This is a genomic window from Gordonia sp. C13 (genome assembly GCF_023218005.1).
GTDB classification, from domain to species: Bacteria; Actinomycetota; Actinomycetes; order Mycobacteriales; family Mycobacteriaceae; genus Gordonia; species Gordonia namibiensis.
In genome coordinates this window covers 1-18,220 of record NZ_JALPSY010000009.1, presented here as the reverse complement: position 1 = coordinate 18,220, position 18,220 = coordinate 1, and the positions used below count along the sequence as shown (strand labels likewise).

The 18,220-nt window shown below is 68.6% G+C and carries 16 protein-coding genes; all 16 read right to left on the bottom strand.

The annotated features are described in order from the left end of the window. Nucleotides 1-36: 36 nt before the first annotated feature. The 16 genes from der to M1L58_RS09615 all read right to left on the bottom strand — a co-directional run bounded on the left by der (nucleotide 37) and on the right by M1L58_RS09615 (nucleotide 18,095). Nucleotides 37-1,476 (bottom strand): ribosome biogenesis GTPase Der, encoded by a 1,440-nt coding sequence (der, locus tag M1L58_RS09690; protein WP_006865084.1) that lies wholly within the window; start codon nucleotides 1,474-1,476, stop codon nucleotides 37-39. Then, entirely contained in the window at nucleotides 1,473-2,168 is a 696-nt protein-coding gene (cmk, locus tag M1L58_RS09685) for a (d)CMP kinase (protein ID WP_248658735.1), read from the bottom strand. The genes der and cmk overlap by 4 nt, the downstream gene beginning before the upstream one ends. Further along, a complete protein-coding gene (locus M1L58_RS09680) occupies nucleotides 2,165-3,100 on the bottom strand; it encodes a pseudouridine synthase (RefSeq protein ID WP_154884073.1) in 936 nt (311 codons plus the stop codon). Before M1L58_RS09680 ends, cmk begins: the two co-directional genes overlap by 4 nt. A 36-nt stretch (nucleotides 3,101-3,136) precedes the next feature. After that, entirely contained in the window at nucleotides 3,137-3,958 is an 822-nt protein-coding gene (gene scpB, locus M1L58_RS09675) for an SMC-Scp complex subunit ScpB (RefSeq protein ID WP_248658734.1), read from the bottom strand. Further along, nucleotides 3,955-4,917 carry a segregation and condensation protein A gene (locus M1L58_RS09670; RefSeq protein WP_248658733.1) on the bottom strand — a complete coding sequence of 321 codons (963 nt, stop codon included), beginning with the start codon at nucleotides 4,915-4,917 and terminating at the stop codon, nucleotides 3,955-3,957. The genes scpB and M1L58_RS09670 overlap by 4 nt, the downstream gene beginning before the upstream one ends. After that, nucleotides 4,914-5,855: a ParA family protein gene (locus M1L58_RS09665; protein WP_006865089.1), complete on the bottom strand. Its 942-nt coding sequence runs from the start codon at nucleotides 5,853-5,855 to the stop codon at nucleotides 4,914-4,916. The genes M1L58_RS09670 and M1L58_RS09665 overlap by 4 nt, the downstream gene beginning before the upstream one ends. Before the next feature lie 167 nt (nucleotides 5,856-6,022). Further along, nucleotides 6,023-6,940, bottom strand: a complete 918-nt coding sequence (gene xerD, locus M1L58_RS09660; RefSeq protein ID WP_154884070.1) for a site-specific tyrosine recombinase XerD — start codon at nucleotides 6,938-6,940, stop codon at nucleotides 6,023-6,025. Nucleotides 6,941-6,962: 22 nt separating this feature from the next. Continuing rightward, nucleotides 6,963-7,583 carry an NUDIX domain-containing protein gene (locus M1L58_RS09655; RefSeq protein WP_248658732.1) on the bottom strand — a complete coding sequence of 207 codons (621 nt, stop codon included), beginning with the start codon at nucleotides 7,581-7,583 and terminating at the stop codon, nucleotides 6,963-6,965. A 5-nt stretch (nucleotides 7,584-7,588) separates the two neighbouring features. Next, nucleotides 7,589-9,373: a CTP synthase gene (locus M1L58_RS09650; RefSeq protein WP_083876356.1), complete on the bottom strand. Its 1,785-nt coding sequence runs from the start codon at nucleotides 9,371-9,373 to the stop codon at nucleotides 7,589-7,591. Between the two features lie 164 nt (nucleotides 9,374-9,537). Further along, nucleotides 9,538-10,473 carry a copper transporter gene (locus tag M1L58_RS09645; protein ID WP_248658731.1) on the bottom strand — a complete coding sequence of 312 codons (936 nt, stop codon included), beginning with the start codon at nucleotides 10,471-10,473 and terminating at the stop codon, nucleotides 9,538-9,540. Nucleotides 10,474-10,476: 3 nt separating this feature from the next. After that, nucleotides 10,477-11,664, bottom strand: coding sequence for a putative cytokinetic ring protein SteA (gene steA / locus M1L58_RS09640; RefSeq protein WP_154884069.1), 1,188 nt, complete (start codon nucleotides 11,662-11,664; stop codon nucleotides 10,477-10,479). A 101-nt stretch (nucleotides 11,665-11,765) separates the two neighbouring features. After that, entirely contained in the window at nucleotides 11,766-13,520 is a 1,755-nt protein-coding gene (gene recN, locus M1L58_RS09635) for a DNA repair protein RecN (protein ID WP_248658730.1), read from the bottom strand. Nucleotides 13,521-13,522: 2 nt separating this feature from the next. Beyond that, entirely contained in the window at nucleotides 13,523-14,542 is a 1,020-nt protein-coding gene (locus M1L58_RS09630; protein ID WP_006865096.1) for an NAD kinase, read from the bottom strand. Between the two features lie 82 nt (nucleotides 14,543-14,624). After that, nucleotides 14,625-15,485, bottom strand: coding sequence for a TlyA family RNA methyltransferase (locus M1L58_RS09625; protein WP_248658729.1), 861 nt, complete (start codon nucleotides 15,483-15,485; stop codon nucleotides 14,625-14,627). Nucleotides 15,486-15,510: 25 nt separating this feature from the next. After that, nucleotides 15,511-15,843: a hypothetical protein gene (locus M1L58_RS09620; protein ID WP_154884064.1), complete on the bottom strand. Its 333-nt coding sequence runs from the start codon at nucleotides 15,841-15,843 to the stop codon at nucleotides 15,511-15,513. 11 nt (nucleotides 15,844-15,854) lie between these two features. Next, a complete protein-coding gene (locus M1L58_RS09615) occupies nucleotides 15,855-18,095 on the bottom strand; it encodes an HAD-IIA family hydrolase (protein WP_248658728.1) in 2,241 nt (746 codons plus the stop codon). Nucleotides 18,096-18,220: the final 125 nt, after the last annotated feature.

Below are 18,220 nucleotides of genomic sequence, written 5' to 3'. Positions count from 1 at the left end.
CATCAGTCACAACCGCACCAGGAACGCACGAGACGGTCAGCGCTTGCGGCGCTGCTCCCGCTTGTCGCGGACACGCACGTTGATGCGCACCGGCGAACCGTCGAAGTTGAACTCCTCGCGCAGACGACGCTCCAGGAATCGGCGGTAGCCGGCCTCGAGGAAGCCCGTGGTGAACAGCACGAAGGTCGGCGGACGCACCGACGCCTGGGTCGCGAACATCACGCGTGGCTGGCGACCACCACGCAGGGGCGGCGGGTTGGCCGCGATGACGTCCTTGAGCCAGCTGTTCAGCGGCCCGGTCGAGATGCGCTTGTCCCACGCCTCGAGCGCGCTCTCCATCGCCGGCACCAGCTTCTGCACCGAACGACCGGTCGACGCCGAGATGTTCACCCGACGCGCCCACGGCACGCGCGCGAGCTCACGGTCGATCTCCTTGTCGAGCTGGTAGCGACGATCCTCGTCGACCAGGTCCCACTTGTTGAATGCGATGACCAGCGCGCGACCGCTCTCGATGATGAGCGACAACACCCGCAGGTCCTGCTCGGTGATCGGCTGCGAGGCATCGATCAGCAGGATCGCCACCTCGGCGGCGTCGAGCGCCGCCCGCGTGCGCAGCGACGCGTAGTACTCGTGACCGCTCGCGGTGCGCACCTTGCGACGCAGACCGGCGGTGTCGACGAAGTTCCAGACCTTGCCGCCCAGTTCGACGATCTCGTCTACGGGGTCGACGGTGGTCCCAGCGACGTTGTCGACCACCGAACGTTCGGTGCCGGCCAGCTTGTTCAGCAACGAGCTCTTGCCCACGTTCGGCTTGCCGACCAGCGCCACGCGGCGCGGACCGCCCAGCACGGGTGCCTCACGCGGAGTCGCCGGCAGCTTCTGCAAGATGACGTCGAGCAGGTCGCCGGCACCGCGGCCGTGTGCCGCCGACACCGGATGGGGCTCACCGAGCCCCAGCGACCACAGGGCGGCCGTGTCGGCCTCCATCCGCTCGCTGTCGACCTTGTTGGCGCACAGGATCACCGGCGTCTTCGACCGGCGCAGGACGCGTGCCACGGCCTCGTCGGTCGCAGTGGCACCGACCGTTGCGTCGACGACCACGACGATCGCATCAGCGGTGCGCATCGCTAGTTCGGCCTGCGCCGCGACGGCCTGCTGCAGGCCCTTCGCGTCAGGCTCCCAGCCGCCGGTGTCGACGACGGTGAAGCTGCGTCCGGACCAGCTCGCCGAGTAGGACACACGGTCGCGCGTGACGCCGGGGATGTCCTCGACGACGGCCTCGCGCCGGCCGAGGATGCGGTTGACGAGGGTGGACTTGCCCACGTTCGGGCGTCCGACGATCGCCAGCACCGGCATGTGCTCGACCTCGGCGGCGCCGTCGGCGCCCTCGATATCGGCCAGCTGCCAATCGGATTCGTCCGACCAGATGCCGTCGCCGGGCAACGCTGTCAGGTCGGTCTCGAAGTTGTCGCTCACCGTTCTGATACTCCGATCCGGGTCTCGACGAGGCCACTCAGTTCGTCGAGCACCTCCATGAGGGTCTTGTCACTGGTGTCGACGACGACGGAGTCGTCGGCGGCACGCAGCGGCGACACCGCGCGCGTCGAATCCAGATGATCTCGACGGTTCACGCTGTCGAGGACCGATGCGTAATCGCTGTCGCGTCCCGCGGCCAGATTCTGCTTGTGCCGCCGGTCGGCTCGGGCCTCCGGCGTCGCGGTCAGGAAGATCTTGACGTCGGCAGTCGGGAACACCACGGTCCCGATGTCGCGACCCTCGACCACCACGAAGCGCCCCTGCGCGTTCTGTCGCTGCAGCGCAACGAGTTTGGTGCGCACCTCGGGAACCGCGGACACCGCCGACACCGCGCTGGTGACGTGGTCGGTCCGGATGGGGCCGGACACGTCGCGACCGTCGAGCAGCACCGTCGACGACCCGTCGCCGTTGGGGATCAGCTCGATGTCGACCGCATCGACGACCCGGGCGATACCGGCCGGATCATCAAGTGCCACACCTGCGTCGAGAACCGCCAGGGTCACCGCGCGGTACATCGCACCGGTGTCGAGGTAGCTGGCGCCGACCTTGTCGGCGAGCAGCTTCGACACCGACGACTTGCCCGTGCCGGCCGGCCCGTCGATGGCGACGACGCGCGTCGTGCCAGCGGTCACAGTCCGACCGCCTTGTACAAGCCGCCGACCTCGTCGTTGCCGAGAACACGCAGGCTGCCGGGTCGCTGCTCCCCCAGCGCGACCGTACCCACATGGGTGCGAACGAGTTTAGTGACCGGGAAGCCGACCTCGTCCATCATGCGGCGCACGATGCGGTTACGTCCCTCGTGCAGGGTGATCCGCACCAGCGACTGCCCCTCGTGGACCTCGATCACGGTGAACTTGTCGACCTTGACCGGGCCGTCGTCGAGTTCGATGCCCTCGCGGAGGTGACGGGCGATGCCGCGCGGCACCTCGCCCTTCAGCGTCGCGAGGTAGGTCTTGGGCACCTCGAACGACGGGTGCATCAGCCGGTGGGCCAGCTCCCCGTCGTTGGTCAGCAGCAGCAGGCCCTCGGTGTCGGCGTCGAGCCGGCCGACGTGGAACAGACGCTGTCCGGCCATCACGCGTTCGGCGACCACGTCACCGACGCACGGACGCCCCTGATCGTCGGCCATGGTCGACTGCCAGCCCTTGGGCTTGTTGAAGGCGAGGTACTGCTTGGTCTCGTCCATGATCACGCGCGCATCGTCGACGTGGATGATCGCGGTGTCGGGGTTGATGCGCAGACCCTGCTCGGTGACGACCTTGCCGTCGACCTTCACACGTCCGGCGGCGATCATCTCCTCGGCGCCGCGGCGCGAGGCCACACCGGCCTGGGCGAGGACCTTCTGGAGTCGGACACCGTCTGCGACGAATTCCGGCCCGTTGCCGCTCACCTGGTCCGGTGCCACCTGGTGGCGTGCGGGCCGGGCGTTGTTGAGCCGGATCTTCCCGACGTCGGCATTGGGTTTCGACGACCCCTTGCGGTGCGTCTTCTTCGTTCGCGGTTGCTGTGCGGGGGCGCCCTTACGGCGTTTTCCCGGTGAGCCATCTCGGCCAGCGGAAGCCATTGTTCTCAATCCTGTGTTCGTCGGATCCGTGCGGATCTAGTCATCGTTCAGGTCACCGTCGGTGACCAGTACCTTCGAGTCTGACGCCTGAGGCGACAGTTTGGCGAATCGGGGATCCGAGAGCAGCTCGTCGTCGAGGTCGTCGATGAGGTCGACGTCGGGTAGCAGGGGCGCCAGATCGGGCAGTTCCGACAGCGATGCGAGGCCGAGTCGTTCGAGGAACAGCTCGGTGGTCGCATAGGTCGTGGCGTTGGTCTGCGGGTCCTGGCCGACCTCGTTGATCAGGCCACGGGCGACCAGGGTCCGAATCACGCCGTCGACGTTCACACCGCGGATTGCGCTGACCCGCGCGCGGGTCACCGGCTGCCGGTAGGCGATCACGGCCAGTGTCTCCAGTGCCGCGCGCGTCAGCTTCGACCGTGCCCCGTCGAGCAGCAATCGTTCGACGTACGGCGCGTAGTCCGCGCGGGTGTAGAAACGCCAGCCGTCGCCGGCGAACCGCAGGTCGATGCCGCTGCGCGCTGCGGTGAGCTCGGACGACATCGCGTTGAGCATGTCGCGCACCCGGGACCGGTCCTGGTCGACGGCGTTGGCCAGTTCCTCGGTGGTCACCGGGGTGTCGACGACGAGCAGCACGGCCTCCAGCGCCGCCCGCAGCGTCGCGTCATCGAGGACCTCGACCTCGTCCTCCCCCGTCAGCGCCGTCTGTTCGGGATCGGCCGGGCCGGGATCGCTCGCACCGTTGTCGTCCGGCACGGCCTCGGCCACCGCACCCGGCTCGTCCGCGTCCGCCACGGCTTCGTCGTTCATGGCCTCGTCGTTCACATCGTCGGCGTCGTCGATCGGTCCGTCGGTCATCCGTAATCCTCTGCCTTGTCGATGCGCAGGTCGTCGATCTCGCGTTCTCCGGTCCACATCACCGCGAGATCGCCGAGAGCCTCGGGTTGTTCGAAGGTGATGGCTGCCTCGCGGTAGAGCTCCAGCAGGCCGAGGAAGCTGCCGACGATCTCCAGGCCGGTCTCACAGTCGGCGGTGAGCACGCGGAACGGGACCCATTCGCCGGTCGACGCGCTGAGCAGCGCCGCCATCCGACGCGCCTGACCCGGCACCGAAACCGACTGCACGTCGTGCAGGTGGTCGAGTCCGACGGTCGGCACCGGCCGCGGGGTCAGCGCCGTCGCGGCGACCTGCACGAAACCAGCGGCGTCGACACCCAGGGTGACCTCCGGCAGCAGGTCCTCGAACCGCTGCTCCAGCGAGACCGCACGCGGATAGCGTTGCAGTGCAGCGGCTTCCAGCTCGCCGAACAGCTGCGCCACCTGCTTGTACGCGCGGTACTGGAGCAGTCGTGCGAACAGCAGGTCGCGGGCTTCGAGAAGTGCGAGGTCCTCGGGGTCGTCGACCTCGCCCGAGGGCAGCAACCGTGCCGCCTTGAGGTCGAGCAGCGTGGCCGCCACGACGAGGAACTCGGTGGTCTGGTCGAGCCCGACCTCCGGCCCGAGTTCGCGGGTGTAGGCGATGAAGTCGTCGGTCACCACGTGCAGCGCGACCTCGGTGACATCGAGCCGGTGCTGCGAGATGAGGTTCAGCAGCAGGTCGAACGGGCCCTCGAAGTTGCGCAGTTTGACCCGGAAGCCGGATTCGGTGGCCTCGTCGTTCTCCTCGGGCGCGTCACCGGCCGGCGCCGACGCCTCGATCGGCGCGGCCGCTCCGGGTCCGTCCACCTCAGGCCCGTCCACGTCGGGTCCGTCCACGTCGGGTCCGTCCACTTCCGGCGCAGAAGGATCGGACACGGCCGGGTCGGTGTCGACGGTCATGCGCCCTTGAGGTTGCGCGCGATCACCTCACGCGCCAGCGCCCGATACGCCTTCGCACCGGCCGAGCGGGGTGCCCAGGACGTGATCGGTTCACCGGCGACGCTCGTCTCGGGGAAGCGGACGGTACGCGAGATCACGGTGTCGTAGACGGCCTCGCCGAACACCTCGACGACACGTGCCATCACCTCGCGGGAGTGCAGCGTGCGGGCGTCGAACATGGTGACGAGGATGCCGCCGAGGTCCAGGCGCGGGTTGAGGCGGTCGCGCACCTTGTTGATCGTGTCGGTGAGCAGCGCCAGGCCGCGCAGTGAGAAGTATTCGCACTCCATCGGGATGAGCACGGTGTCCGCGCAGGCCAGGGCGTTCACGGTGAGGAGCCCGAGCGACGGCTGGCAGTCGATGAGCACCACGTCGTAGCGGTCCAAGACGGGGTGCAGTGCACGGCCCAGGGACTGTTCCCGGCCCACCTCGGTGACGAGCTGGATCTCCGCGGCGGAGAGATCGATGTTGCTGGGCAGCAGGTCGAGTCCGTCGACGCGTGTACGCATCAGCACGTCGTCGGTGGCCACCTGCGGCGGGACGAGGAGGTTGTAGACCGTCTGCTCGAGTTCGTGGTGCGGCACACCGAGACCCGCCGACAACGCACCCTGCGGGTCGAGATCGACGAGCAGGACGCGACGCCCGTACTCGGCGAGCGCGGCACCGAGATTGATGGTCGAGGTGGTCTTGCCGACCCCGCCCTTCTGATTGCAGACGGCGATGACGGTCGCCGGACCGTGACGATCGAGGGGTCGCGGTTCGGGAACCTCGCGATAGGGCCGTCCGGTGGGGCCGATCTCGTCGGCCGCGTGGTGATCGACCTCGTCGGCGTCATGACCCGGTGAGACCTGGATGCTGTACTGGTCCCCCGCGGAGGTCACGACCACGTCCCCGAACACTCGAGGCGGGTGCCAGACCGCGGTGCGCTCGGAGTGGTCACGTGCCCGCCGCTCCCTTCACTCTTCGGTGTCCGATGCGTGTCGGCCGGGCGGCGGATGCCGGTCCCTGGTCGACGACTCGTATCAGCCTAGGACATCGCGGACGTTCTCCCGCGGTCGGCGCGCGGTCAGCGGGCACGCGGATGTGCGACGGCATAGACCTCACGCATCGTGTTCACCGTCACGAGTGTGTAGACCTGTGTGGTGGTCACCGACGCATGCCCGAGAAGCTCCTGGACGACGCGGACGTCGGCGCCGCCGTCGAGCAGATGCGTCGCAAAGCTGTGCCGCAGGGTGTGCGGGGAGACGGCCTTGTCCAACCCGGCCCGTTCGGCGGCGGTGACCAGCACCTGCCACGCCGACTGCCGCGAGAGGCGTCCGCCCCGGGCGTTGAGGAACAGCGCCGGGGTCGCCCGTGACACCAGCGCGGGACGACCGCGGACCAGGTAGGCGTCGATGGCGTCGATCGCCGGCCCGCCGAGCGGGACGAGACGTTCCTTGCCACCTTTGCCCCTCAGACGCACGGCCCGGGTGTCGAGGTCGAGGTCGTCGATGTCGAGTGAGGTCGCCTCGGTGATGCGGGCCCCGCAGCTGTAGAGGAACTCCAGCAGGGCACGGTCGCGGAGAGCGCGGGGATGATCTTCGGCGCCGGCAGCTTCGAGAATCGCCAGCACCTCCTCGACCGGCAGCGACTTGGGTAGACGCCGCGCCGGACGAGGCGGACGGACCGCATGCGCGACGTCGGTCGCGACGATCCCCTCCTCCACCGCGAATTTGTGGAAACGCCTGGTGGCGACCAGGGTTCGCGCGATCGAGCTGTCCGCGAGCGGAGTGTGCCCGGCGTCCGGGTCGCCGCGTCGCAGGTCGACGAGGAACTCGCGGACGTCCTCCTCGGTGACGGCGTCGATCGACTCGATGTCGCGCGATTCGAGGTACCGCCGGTACCGCTCGAGGTCCCGGCGATACGACGAGACGGTGTTGGCCGCCGCACCCCGCTCGACGGTGAGATGGTCGAGGAAGCGCGAGATGTCGGCGGCGATCGTCACAGGCGACCCACGACTGCCGAGCTCACGAGCGCCGGCGATCGCGCAGCGCGGTCGGTTCGTCGGTCCACGGTGCGTCGACGTCCCGCAGCGCGATTCCCGTCCGGTCCGCCGCCGAGGCGGCCAGGATGCCCGCGACGCTCGTGGCGTTCACGATCTCCCCGGACAGCACCATCGCGACCGCGTCGTCGAGGGACAGCCACTCAACCGTCATGTCGGCTTCCTCGTCGACGCGCTCCGCCTCGTCGAGGTGATGGAGGTCCTCGGCGAGGTACAGCCTCAGCGCCTCGTCGGAGAATCCCGGGGACGACGCCAGGTCGACCAGGACGTGCCAGGTGTCGGCGGCCAGGTCGGCCTCCTCGGCCAGTTCGCGCTGCGCCGCCGTCAGCGGCGCCTCACCGTCCTGGTCGAGCAGACCGGCGGGCAACTCCAGAAGGCGCCGACCGATCGGGTGGCGGTACTGCCGCACCATGGCGATGCGGCCGTCCTCGTCGCGGGCGAGGATCGCCACCGCACCGAAATGCTCGACGACCTCCCGCTCCGCGACGCGACCGCCGGGCATGGCGACCTCGTCGACGCGCAGCGTGATGATCGCCCCGTCGTAGACGGTGCGAGTGCTCTTGACGTCGAACTCGTGGCCGCCCAACCCGGTCAGCCCTCGGCGCCGGTCTGGTCGATTCCGGCCACCGGTTCGACGGTGACGTCGTTGACCGCCGCGACGGTGTCGGCCGGCGCGTCGTTCGACTCGTAGTCGTCACCGAGATCCACCGGGAGCCGTTCGGCCGCCTTGTATTTCAGTGCTGCTTCGATGAACGAGCGGAACAGCGGATGCGGGCGCGTCGGCCGGCTCTTGAGCTCCGGGTGCGCCTGGGTGGCGACGAAGAACGGATGCACCGACTTCGGGTACTCGACGAATTCGACGAGGTGACCGTCGGGCGAGGTGCCCGAGAACACCAGACCTGAATCGGCGATCTTGTCGCGGTAGGCGTTGTTCACCTCGAAGCGGTGACGGTGACGCTCGGACACCTCACGGGAGCCGTACGACTCGGCCACGACCGAACCCGCCTTCAGGACGGCGTCGTAGGCGCCGAGGCGCATCGTGCCGCCCAGGTCCGCCTCGCCGGCGACCGCGTCCGCCTGGTCGGCCATGGTCGAGATGACCGGATGCGGGGTGTCGGGATCAAACTCCGTCGAGCTGGCCTCGTCGAGACCCACCGAGCGGGCGGCCTCGATGACCACGCACTGCAGGCCCAGACACAGACCGAGCAGCGGGATGCCGCGGCGGCGGGCGTACGAGATGGCCCCGACCTTGCCCTCGATGCCGCGGATGCCGAAGCCGCCGGGGATCAGGATCGCGTCGACGTCGCCGAGGGCGGCCTGCGCCCCTGCCGGGGTGTCGCAGTCATCCGACGGCACCCACTTGATCTCGGTGCGCGCCTTCCAGGCGAAACCGCCGGCGCGGATGGCCTCGGTGACCGACAGGTAGGCGTCGGGCAGGTCGACGTACTTGCCGACCAGGGCGACGCGCACCGTCTCGCGCGGCTCGTGGACGCGGTGGAGCAGCTCGCCCCAGACCGTCCAGTCGACGTCGCGGAACGGTAGTCCGAGCTTGCGGACGACGTAGGCGTCGAGGTGCTCGTTGTGCAGCACCTTGGGGATGTCGTAGATCGACGGTGCGTCGGGGGTGGAGATCACGCCGTCGAGCTCGACGTCGCACATCAGCGCGATCTTCTTCTTGAGCCCCTCGGGCACGTCGCGGTCGCATCGCAGGATCAGCGCGTCGGGCTGGATACCGACGTTGCGCAGCGCGGCGACCGAATGCTGGGTCGGCTTGGTCTTCAGCTCGCCCGACGGCGCGAGGTACGGCACCAGCGAGACGTGGAGGAAGAAGACGTTGTCGCGGCCCACCTCGTGGCGCACCTGGCGCGCGGCCTCGATGAAGGGCAGCGACTCGATGTCGCCGACCGTGCCACCGATCTCGGTGATGACGACGTCCGGGACCTCGCCGTCGGCGTCGGGCTCGCCCATCGCCAGCACGCGGGCCTTGAGTTCGTCGGTGATGTGCGGGATGACCTGCACGGTCTCACCGAGGTACTCGCCGCGTCGCTCCTTGGCGATGACCGTCGAATACACCTGTCCCGTGGTCACATTCGCCGACTGCGAGAGGTTGCGGTCCAGGAAGCGCTCGTAATGCCCGACATCGAGGTCGGTCTCGGCGCCGTCCTCGGTCACGAAGACTTCTCCGTGCTGGAACGGATTCATCGTGCCGGGATCGACATTCAGATAGGGATCGAGCTTCTGCATCGTGACCCGCAGGCCCCGAGAGGTGAGAAGTTGACCCAGGCTCGAGGCCGTGAGGCCCTTACCCAGTGAAGAAGCGACGCCACCAGTGACGAAAATGTGCTTGGTGTCGTGAACGTGTCGCAAAGGTCGCAAAAGCGTGTCTCCCGTCGGCCGAATCGGAGCGGATGCCCTGATTACCTACGGGACTCCAGGGTAACACCACTGGGCCGCCACGCCGTACCGCCACACCCGGACGCGGCGTGGCGGTACTCACTCCGATGACGTGATCGGCTCGATTAGTGGCGGTTTCGACGGCGTCAGGCGGCCGGCTTGCCGTCGGCCCCGACGGTGACCGCAGTCGCCCCGGCGCCGGTCCCGTAGGACCCGGTCGCACCCTTGCCCTCGGCGGCGAGCGCCAGGACGGTGGTGATCAGGCCGGTCGGCTGGTCGACGTTGTCGACGGTGGACACGGCGTTGGCCAGCGACGGATCGGCACGGACCACCGCGATCGGCGAGCCGCCGTTCGCGGACCCGGTACGACCGACGAGCACACCTCCGACACCGCGCACGGATGCCGCGGCGGCCAGGCGTGCCACGAGCGCGCCCTCGGCGCCCGAATCGGGCCCGAACTCGTCACCCGTCACCACGACCATCAGATCGGCGGGCGTGACGGCGTTGTTGGCGTAGTCGATGAACCCGCCGTCACGCAGGGCGGCGAGCCCGGTCCGACGGTCAGCCGACGACGCGGGGCGGGTCGACTTTCCGGACAGAACCAGCGTTCCGAGCAGGTCACCCGCCCGGCTGCCCGAGTCGGTCAGCTCAGCACGCAGAATCGCTCCCGGCGGGATCGTCTGGTCGACGATGGTGCGCAGCTGCTCGGCGTTCTGGTCGCTGAGGAGAGACTCCGACAGCGCTATCTGACCGGCGAACCGCGCGCCGGCGCCCGAGATGTTCTCCTTCACGGCGTCGACGTCGGCCTCTGCCGCATTCGGCGCCGTCACCACGAGAACCGACTGGCCGCGCAAGGTGTTGGCGATGAGCCGCGGCCCGATCGCCAGATCGAAACTGTTGGCGGCGTTGAGTTTCGCGTTCAGGTCGTCGCGCTGCTCCTCGAGATCACCGATGCGGTCCCGGCTGGTGCCGGTCATCGAGTTCACGCGATCACCGACGAACCCCGAGCCGAGGAACAATCCGAGCGCCAATGCCAGGAATACCGCGACCAGTGAGATCGCATGTTGTCGTAGCGAAATCATCGCCTATCGGTTCCAGACCTCTCGTGCCCAGTCGAGCAGCGCATTCCACTGCGTGACGATCCAATCGGTGACGTCGGTGCCGGTGTTCGACAGCAGCAGCGCCGCGATCACCGCGACCAGTGCGGCCAGGACGACACAGGCGATCGCAGCACCGGAGACACGGCTGCGGTACAGCGTCGCAACGGCTTTCGCGTCGACGAGCTTCTGACCGACCTTGAGTCGGGTCAGGAACATCGACGGGTTGCTCTCACGGCGCGAACGGTCGAAGAAGTCGTCGAGCGTGCCGGGGTAGCCGACGGTGACGATCAGGTCGGCACCGTGGTAGTCGGTCAGCAACAGGGCGAGGTCTTCCGCAGAACCGGCTGCAGGAAAGGTCGTCGCACCGATGCCGAGATCCTGGATGCGTTCGAGTCCCGCGGCGTGACCATCGGTGTCGGCCGGAAGAACCAGCTGCGCACCGGATTTCAGCGTCGGGGTCTTGATGTTCTCCGGATCGCCGACGATGATCGCGGGCTTGTACCCGGCCTTCGTCAGGGTGTCCGCGCCGGTACCGACGCCGACCATCACCGGCTGGTACTCCTTGATGAACGGCTTGAGCGCCCGCAGATCTGCAGCACGGTCGGCGCCTTCGCCGACGATGATGACGTGCCGCCCGGCGAGGTCGACGTCGATGTCCGGCACGCCGACACCGTCGATCAACAGCGGGGACTCGCTGCGGATGAACTCGATCGTGTTGCCCGAGAAGGCTTCCAGGTGATCGACGAGGCCTGCCTTGGCGCCGATCATGATGTCGGCGATGTCGCGCTCGTCGAGCTCGGTGCCCAGAGCCAGACGACGCTCACCGACGAACAGACGGTCGTCGTGGACGCGCACCTTGGCGCCGTCCTTGACGCGCTTGAAGATCTCCGGGCCCACATCGTCGAGCAGCACGATGCCGGAGGCGACGAGCACCTCCGGACCGAGGTTCGGGTAGCGGCCGGTGATCGAGCGAGAGGCGTTGACCACCGCGACGACGTTGGCCTCGACGAGGGCGTCGGCGGTGACGCGGTCGAGGTCGACCTCGTCGAGGATGGCGATGTCACCCGGGCCGACCCGACTGAGCAGCCGCTTGGTGTTCTTGTCGATCCTGGCGATACCGGTCACGCCAGGCAGTTCTTCGGTGTTACGCGCGAGCAGTGCAGGCATCTTCATGCCCGCAATGATTGACCGAACACACGACGGAGCCCGGGAGGCGCGCCGTAACACGAGAAACTTTTGTCACACAAGCAACACGGGCACCAGCCCGTCCGAGGTCAGTGCGCGGCCCGTTCCGCCTCGGCGGTCGCGAGCAGTTCCTCGGCGTGGGCGCGTCCGGTGTCGGACTCCCCCAGGCCGGCGAGCATGCGTGCTAGTTCGGCGACACGCTCGTCGCGGTCGAGGGTCCGCACGCTGCTGGTGACCAGCGCGCCCTTCTTGGACTTGCCGATCACGAGGTGGTTGTCGGCGAATGCCGCGACCTGCGGCAGGTGCGTGACGACGATGACCTGATGGGCTCGGGCCAGCCTCGAAAGGCGCTTGCCGATCTCCACCGCCGCACGACCGCCGACACCGGCGTCGACCTCGTCGAACACCATGACCGAGCCGGAGGTCGGAGCGGCGAGGACAACCTCCAGCGCGAGCATCACGCGCGACAGCTCGCCGCCCGATGCCGACTTCGCGATCGGGAGCGGCGTGGCCCCGGGGTGCGCGACGAGTGCGAACTCCACCTTGTCGGCGCCGTCGGCCCCGGCGTGGGCGCGGGTCCCGTCGACCGTGATCGCGAGCCGATCCTCGGGCGAGGCGGGTTCGGGGCTGACGGAGACCGCCAGCGCCGAGTCGCCCATGGCGAGGCCCTTCAGCTCCTTGGACACCTTGTCCGCCATCGACGACGCCGCCTTGAGGCGCAGCGTGTGCAGTTTGGCCGCGGCGACCTCGACCTTCTCCAGCGCCGTGGCAGCCGCGGATTCGAGTTCCTCGATCGACGCCCGCGGGTCCTCGATCTCGGCGAGCCGGGCCTGTGCCTTGTGCCGCCAGTCGATGACGCCGTCGACGTCGGGCGCGTACTTGCGCACCAGGGATTTCAGCTCGGCCTGGCGTGCCAGCAGTTTGTCGAGTTCGTCGGCGTCCGCCGGGAGGCTCGAGGTGAACGCGGTCAGTTCGGCACCGACGTCGGTGATGACTGTGAGCGCCTCGGAAACGCGGGGCACCAGTCCTCGCAGGGTGTCGTCGGCTGCGCCCTCGAGGAGCGTGCGCACTGAACCCAGTCCCTCGATGACCGACGATCCCGAGTCGCCGGCGACGATGTGGTGGGCCTGATCGGCGGCCCCGCGGATCGACTCGAGGTCGGACAGGCGTCGGATCGTCGCGGTGAGCTCCTCGTCCTCGCCCGGGAGCGGGTCGACCGCGGTGATCTCGTCGATGCCGAAGCGGAGCCGGTCGGCTTCTTGGGCGAGCTCGCGGTAGTTGGCACGACGGGCATCGAGTTCGTCGAGGATGTCGACCCACGCTGTTCGTGCTTTCCGGTAGGCCTCGAGCGCGGACGCTGCCTTCGATCCGCCGAACGTGTCGAGAGCGGCACGTTGATGCTCCGGACGCAGCAGGCGCAGCTGATCGTTCTGACCGTGGATGGCCAGGACCGCGGTGGTGAGTTGACCCATCACGCCGACGGGCACCGAGCGCCCACCCAGGTGAGCGCGGGAGCGTCCGTCGGCACTGACCGAGCGCACCGCGATCACGGTGTCGTCGTCGTCGAGTTCGGCTCCGGTGGAGTCGAGGATGTCGGCGACCACCGGATCCTTCTGCACGCCCTCGGCGTTCGCCAGCCGGAAGCGGCCTTCGACGATCGCCTTGGCACTACCGGTTCGGACGCGGGTCGCGTCGGCACGCGCACCCGACAGCAGATGCAGGCTGGTGACGATCATCGTCTTGCCCGCGCCGGTCTCGCCGGTCAGCACCGTGAAGCCCGGATGGAAACGCGCCTGCGCCTCCTCGATGACACCGAGTCCGGTGATCGACAGTTCTTCGAGCACCCCTATGCCTGCCTCCCTCGCCATCCCGTGACCGGGAGGGCGAACTTGGTGACGAGCCGGTCGGCGAAGGGATCGGAGTCGATCCGGATCCAGTTCACCGAACGATCGCTGCGTACGACCTCGACGCGGGCGCCGGCCGGCACGTCGAGTGCTCGACGGCCGTCGCACAGCGCCACCGCCGAGCGTCCGTTCTTGTCCACTTCCACCGCGATGCGCGACCGCGGGCTCGTCACCATGGGCCGCGCGAACAGCGCATGTGCGTTGTTGGGCACCACGAGAATCGCCTCGAGATCGGGCCACATCACCGGGCCGCCCGCCGAGAATGCGTAGGCCGTCGACCCGGTCGGGGTCGCGACCAGCACGCCGTCGGCGCCGAATGCCGACACCGGTCGGCCGTCGACCTCGGTGACGAGTTCGAGCACACCGTTCTTGCTGGTGTTGAGGATCGCGACCTCGTTGAGCGCCCAACTGCTCGCCGTCGGCGGGTCGGGGTCGGCCGGGTCGACGATGTCGATCTCGAGGGTCATCCGCGGTTCGATGCGGTAGTCGCGGGCGATGAGCTGAGCCATCACCTCGTCGACCTTGTGCGCCTCCGACTCCGCCAGGAAACCGATGTGCCCGAGGTTGATGCCCAGGACGGGCACCCCCGCCGGGCACGCCAGCTCGGCGGCACGGAGGAAGGTGCCGTCACCACCGAGGACGATGACGAGCTCACATCCTTCGGCCGATGCGGACTCGGCGGTGGTCACCTCGACGACAGCGCCCAGCGACCGGAGGTACTCGGGATCGACGGGCACGTTCCCGGGTCGCGACTGCCGATCGTCGCGGTTGCGGTAGATCACGTCGTGATCGGGGGCATCCCGGTCGAGGGTGTCGTGGTCGACGACGCGTAGCGCGACACCGGCGGCACCGCAGTGGCGGGCGATGGCCTCGATCGTCTCGAGGACGTTCTCACGTCCGGTGTGGGCGACCACCAAGAACTCGCGGGCACCGGCGGACTCGGCTACCGAATCGTCGGTCACTGGTGGTTCCCTCCAGAGAAGTGTGGTCGGACGTGTGTGGTCGAGCGAGAACGGGATGAGCGGGCGCCGGCCGATAGGCCGATCAGCTCGGCCCCTCCGCGACCGCACGCTCGATCATCGAGCGGAGCTCGTCGGTCGAGGCCGACGGGTCGACCCTATCGCTCTCCCCCGACTCCTCGCCCGCCCGGCCACCGTGCTCCTTGCGCAGCCAGAGGAAGAACTCGACGTTGCCCGAAGGGCCCGGCAGCGGACTGGCCACCACGCCGCGGGTCTCGAGCCCGAGAGCGGCCGCCTCTGTCGCCACGGCCAGCACGGCCTCGGCTCGCAGAGCGGGGTCGCGCACGACGCCGCCCGAGCCGACGCGCTCCTTTCCCACCTCGAACTGCGGCTTGACCATCGGCAGCAGATCGGCACCCGGCACCGCGCAGCGTGCGAACGCCGGTAGGACAAGTCCCAACGAGATGAACGACAGGTCGGCGACCACGACGTCGACCGGCCCGCCGATCGCCTCCGGTTCGAGGTGCCGGACGTTGGTGCGGTCGTGTACGTGTACGCGATCGTCGTTCTGCAGGCGCCAGATGAGTTGTCCGTATCCGACATCCACGGCGACGACCTCCCGGACGTCGCGACGCAGCAGGACGTCGGTGAAGCCACCGGTCGAGGCTCCGGCGTCGAGACACCGACGACCCGCCAGGGTCAGACCCTGGGGTTCGAATGCCTCGAGCGCACCGAGGAGTTTGTGGGCGCCTCGCGATGCCCAGTCGTCTTTCGGTGCTTCCACCACCACGATCGGGGTGTCACGCGTGACGCCGGTCGCGGCCTTCGCCGCAACCGTTCCGTTGACCTTCACGACGCCGGAGTCGACGAGTTCGCGCGCCTGTTCACGGGATCGGGCCAGGCCACGCCGGACGAGTTCCGCGTCGAGTCGTGCTCTGGTCGCCATCGTCAGTACCGCATCCGGAGTCGGATCATCGGCGGTCCACCGCGTCGAGCGCCGCGGTGAGCGCGTCGTGGGCCTGCTCGAGGAGGTTCGCCTGGCGCTCGAGCGCAGCCAGCGAGAAGGTGTCCCCGACGGACTCCCGGAGCTCGTCGACCTGCGCGAGAAGCTGCGAGACCGTGGCCTCGACGTCGGGCAGATCGAGCTCGGTACCCGCTTCCGACGACGGGGCGTCGTGCAATGCTGCCATCGGGTCGTACTGGCGACGCGGCATGGCGCCCGGACCGGGTCGGGGCGCCATGCTGTTCGGTGTCGGACCGCTGCTCAGGTCCGAACGACTGTTCTCGTCACTCGGATAAGTCATCGTGAACCACGCTAGCCGACGAGGGTGACACCCAGCGACGCCAGCTTCTCCCGCGCCGTGCCCTCGGCACGGATCCGCAGTTCCTCCGGATCGGCGGTGCCCGCGTCGACCGCGGCCCAGGTGGCAGCAGCGAGAGCAGGGACGAGACCGATCTCGTCACCCGAGCCGGAGACCGTCACGGTGGATGCGTCCACGGTCACGGTCCAGCCCGGCTGGTCGGCCACGCGGACCGCGTCGATGTCGTCGAACACGCCGGCCAGATCGTCGATGACGTAGGTGGGCCGCTGCTCCGGAGGTGCGACCAGCAGGTCGGTGACCGTGCTGACACCCGTGAGGACCAGTGCACTCTCGATCCCAACGGCGTGTGCGCCCTCGATGTCGGTGTCGAGACGGTCCCCGACGACGAGCGGCGAATTCGCCGCCGCACGGGCTATGGCGTCTGCCATCAGCGGGGCGGCGGGCTTGCCCGCGACGAGCGGCTCCTTGCCGGTGGCATTGCGCAATGCGGCGACCATCGAGCCGTTGCCGACGAGCAGACCGCGTTCGGACGGCAGAGTGGCGTCGACGTTCGTCGCCACCCACAGTGCGCCGGCGCGGATCGCTAGAGCGGCCTCCGAGAGCTGCGCCCAGCCGGTCTCGGTCGAATGGCCCTGGATGACCGCTGCGGGACGGTCGTCGGCGCTCCGCGTGACACCGATGCCGACCTCGCGGACCTCCTGCGCCAGACCGTCGGTGCCGATGACCAGCGCCCGCGACCCGGGAGGCAGATGCTCGGACAGCAACCGCGCCCCCGACTGCGCCGAGGTGACGACGAGGTCGTCGGTCGCGTCGAAGCCGAGGTCACGTAGGTGTGCCGCGACGTCGGCGGGCCGACGACTCGCGTTGTTGGTCACGAAGAAACGGGGGATGTCGAGCCGGTCGAGGGTGTCGACCGCGTTCGGCAGCGCTTGATGGCCCGCGAAGACAGTCCCGTCGAGGTCCAGCAGCAGCGCGTCGTACCGATTGACGAGTGCCTGCGACCCGGTATTGCCTTCGTCGACGTAGCTCGACGTCGCCGACAGGTCGGCGGTCCCTTCCAGGTTGTCGATCGTGTCGGTGTCGGCTGGCTCCGGTGAAGCAACCGGCTCGGGAGCGCTAACGGGCTCGGGCGTCACCAGCTCAGGCGCAGCGACCGGCTCAGGCGCCACCAGCTCAGGTTCGGGTTCGGGTTCGGCAACCGGTTCTGGCGCAGCCACCGGCTCCGGGGTCACGATCGATTCTGTCGACGTGGGCTCGGCAGAGACGGGCTCCGGCGTCGCCTGCTCGGCTGTCGGCGGAACCTCGGACACCGCGCTGTCGGAGAGAACATCCACACCGTCGACGGCGGGCTCGGCGTCTCCGACGGGTGCGTCGTCATTCGCGAGCTCGGTGAGGCGGAACTCGGCGTCGGTGACGTCGTCGATGTCCGCGGCTGCCGCGTTCATGAACCAGGTGATGGCATCGTCGCGACGACCCGATGCGTACAGCGCCGACGCGTAGGCGTAGTAGAGGCGTGCAGGCGCGGTTCCCACCTGGCCCGGCTTGAGGTTCTCGGCCTGCAGGGTGACGACCGCCTTCTCCGGCTCACCGAGGTCGATGCGTGCGCCGGCTTCGACGATCCGCATCTCGGTGGCGTCCTCACCGGTGAGGGTACGGCCCTCGTCGCCACGTGCGATCTCGACAGCACGTTCCGGACGCCCGAGCCCACGCTCACAGTCGGCGATCAGGGGCAGCAGAGCGTTGTTGCCGGTGATGCGTCGGGCAGCACGCAGCTCGGTGGCGGACTCCTGCCACTCGCCCGCGTTGTACGCCGCGATACCAGTGGTCTCGCGGACCACGCCCACCCGTGACGCGCGGCCTCGTGCGGCTCGGGCATGTTCGAGGGCGAGAGCCGGCTCTTCGAGCAGCAGCCGCGAAACCATCACCAGGTGTTTGGCGACGATCTCGGCATTCGCCTTGTCGAGGGTCAGGAGATCGCGACGGACTTCCGGATCGAGATCCGACGCATTGACATCATCGGGCAGCGGTGGGCCCTGCTGCCGGCGGCCACCGTCGCCGCGCTCGCGACCCGGACGGTCCGGGCGACGGCCCCGACTCGAATCACCACGGTTGGAGTCGCCCTGGCTGCGGGTACCCCGCTGACCTCGGGGGCCACCTTGGCCCCGCGACTCCCGCTGATCTCGCGTATCACGCTCACCACGTCCGTCACGACGCGGACGATCACGATCACTCATAGCTGCCAATCTATGCCCTTGAACCTTGATGGGAAGCATCGCCGGCCACGTCGATACGACGTGCGCGAACGAGAAAAGCCCCGTATTCGACGAAAGAAATCATCGAATACGGGGCCCTTCTGAAA

What these genes read in the sequence shown, in the direction of transcription:
- scpB (WP_248658734.1), bottom strand. Translation starts at nt 3,958, where the DNA reads ATGACCGACGGACCGATCGACGACGCCGACGATGTGAACGACGAGGCC.
- M1L58_RS09625 (WP_248658729.1), bottom strand. Translation starts at nt 15,485, where the DNA reads ATGGCGACCAGAGCACGACTCGACGCGGAACTCGTCCGGCGTGGCCTG.
- M1L58_RS09615 (WP_248658728.1), bottom strand. Translation starts at nt 18,095, where the DNA reads ATGAGTGATCGTGATCGTCCGCGTCGTGACGGACGTGGTGAGCGTGAT.
- M1L58_RS09620 (WP_154884064.1), bottom strand. Translation starts at nt 15,843, where the DNA reads ATGACTTATCCGAGTGACGAGAACAGTCGTTCGGACCTGAGCAGCGGT.
- M1L58_RS09645 (WP_248658731.1), bottom strand. Translation starts at nt 10,473, where the DNA reads ATGATTTCGCTACGACAACATGCGATCTCACTGGTCGCGGTATTCCTG.
- M1L58_RS09670 (WP_248658733.1), bottom strand. Translation starts at nt 4,917, where the DNA reads ATGACCGTCGACACCGACCCGGCCGTGTCCGATCCTTCTGCGCCGGAA.
- M1L58_RS09680 (WP_154884073.1), bottom strand. Translation starts at nt 3,100, where the DNA reads ATGGCTTCCGCTGGCCGAGATGGCTCACCGGGAAAACGCCGTAAGGGC.
- steA (WP_154884069.1), bottom strand. Translation starts at nt 11,664, where the DNA reads ATGAAGATGCCTGCACTGCTCGCGCGTAACACCGAAGAACTGCCTGGC.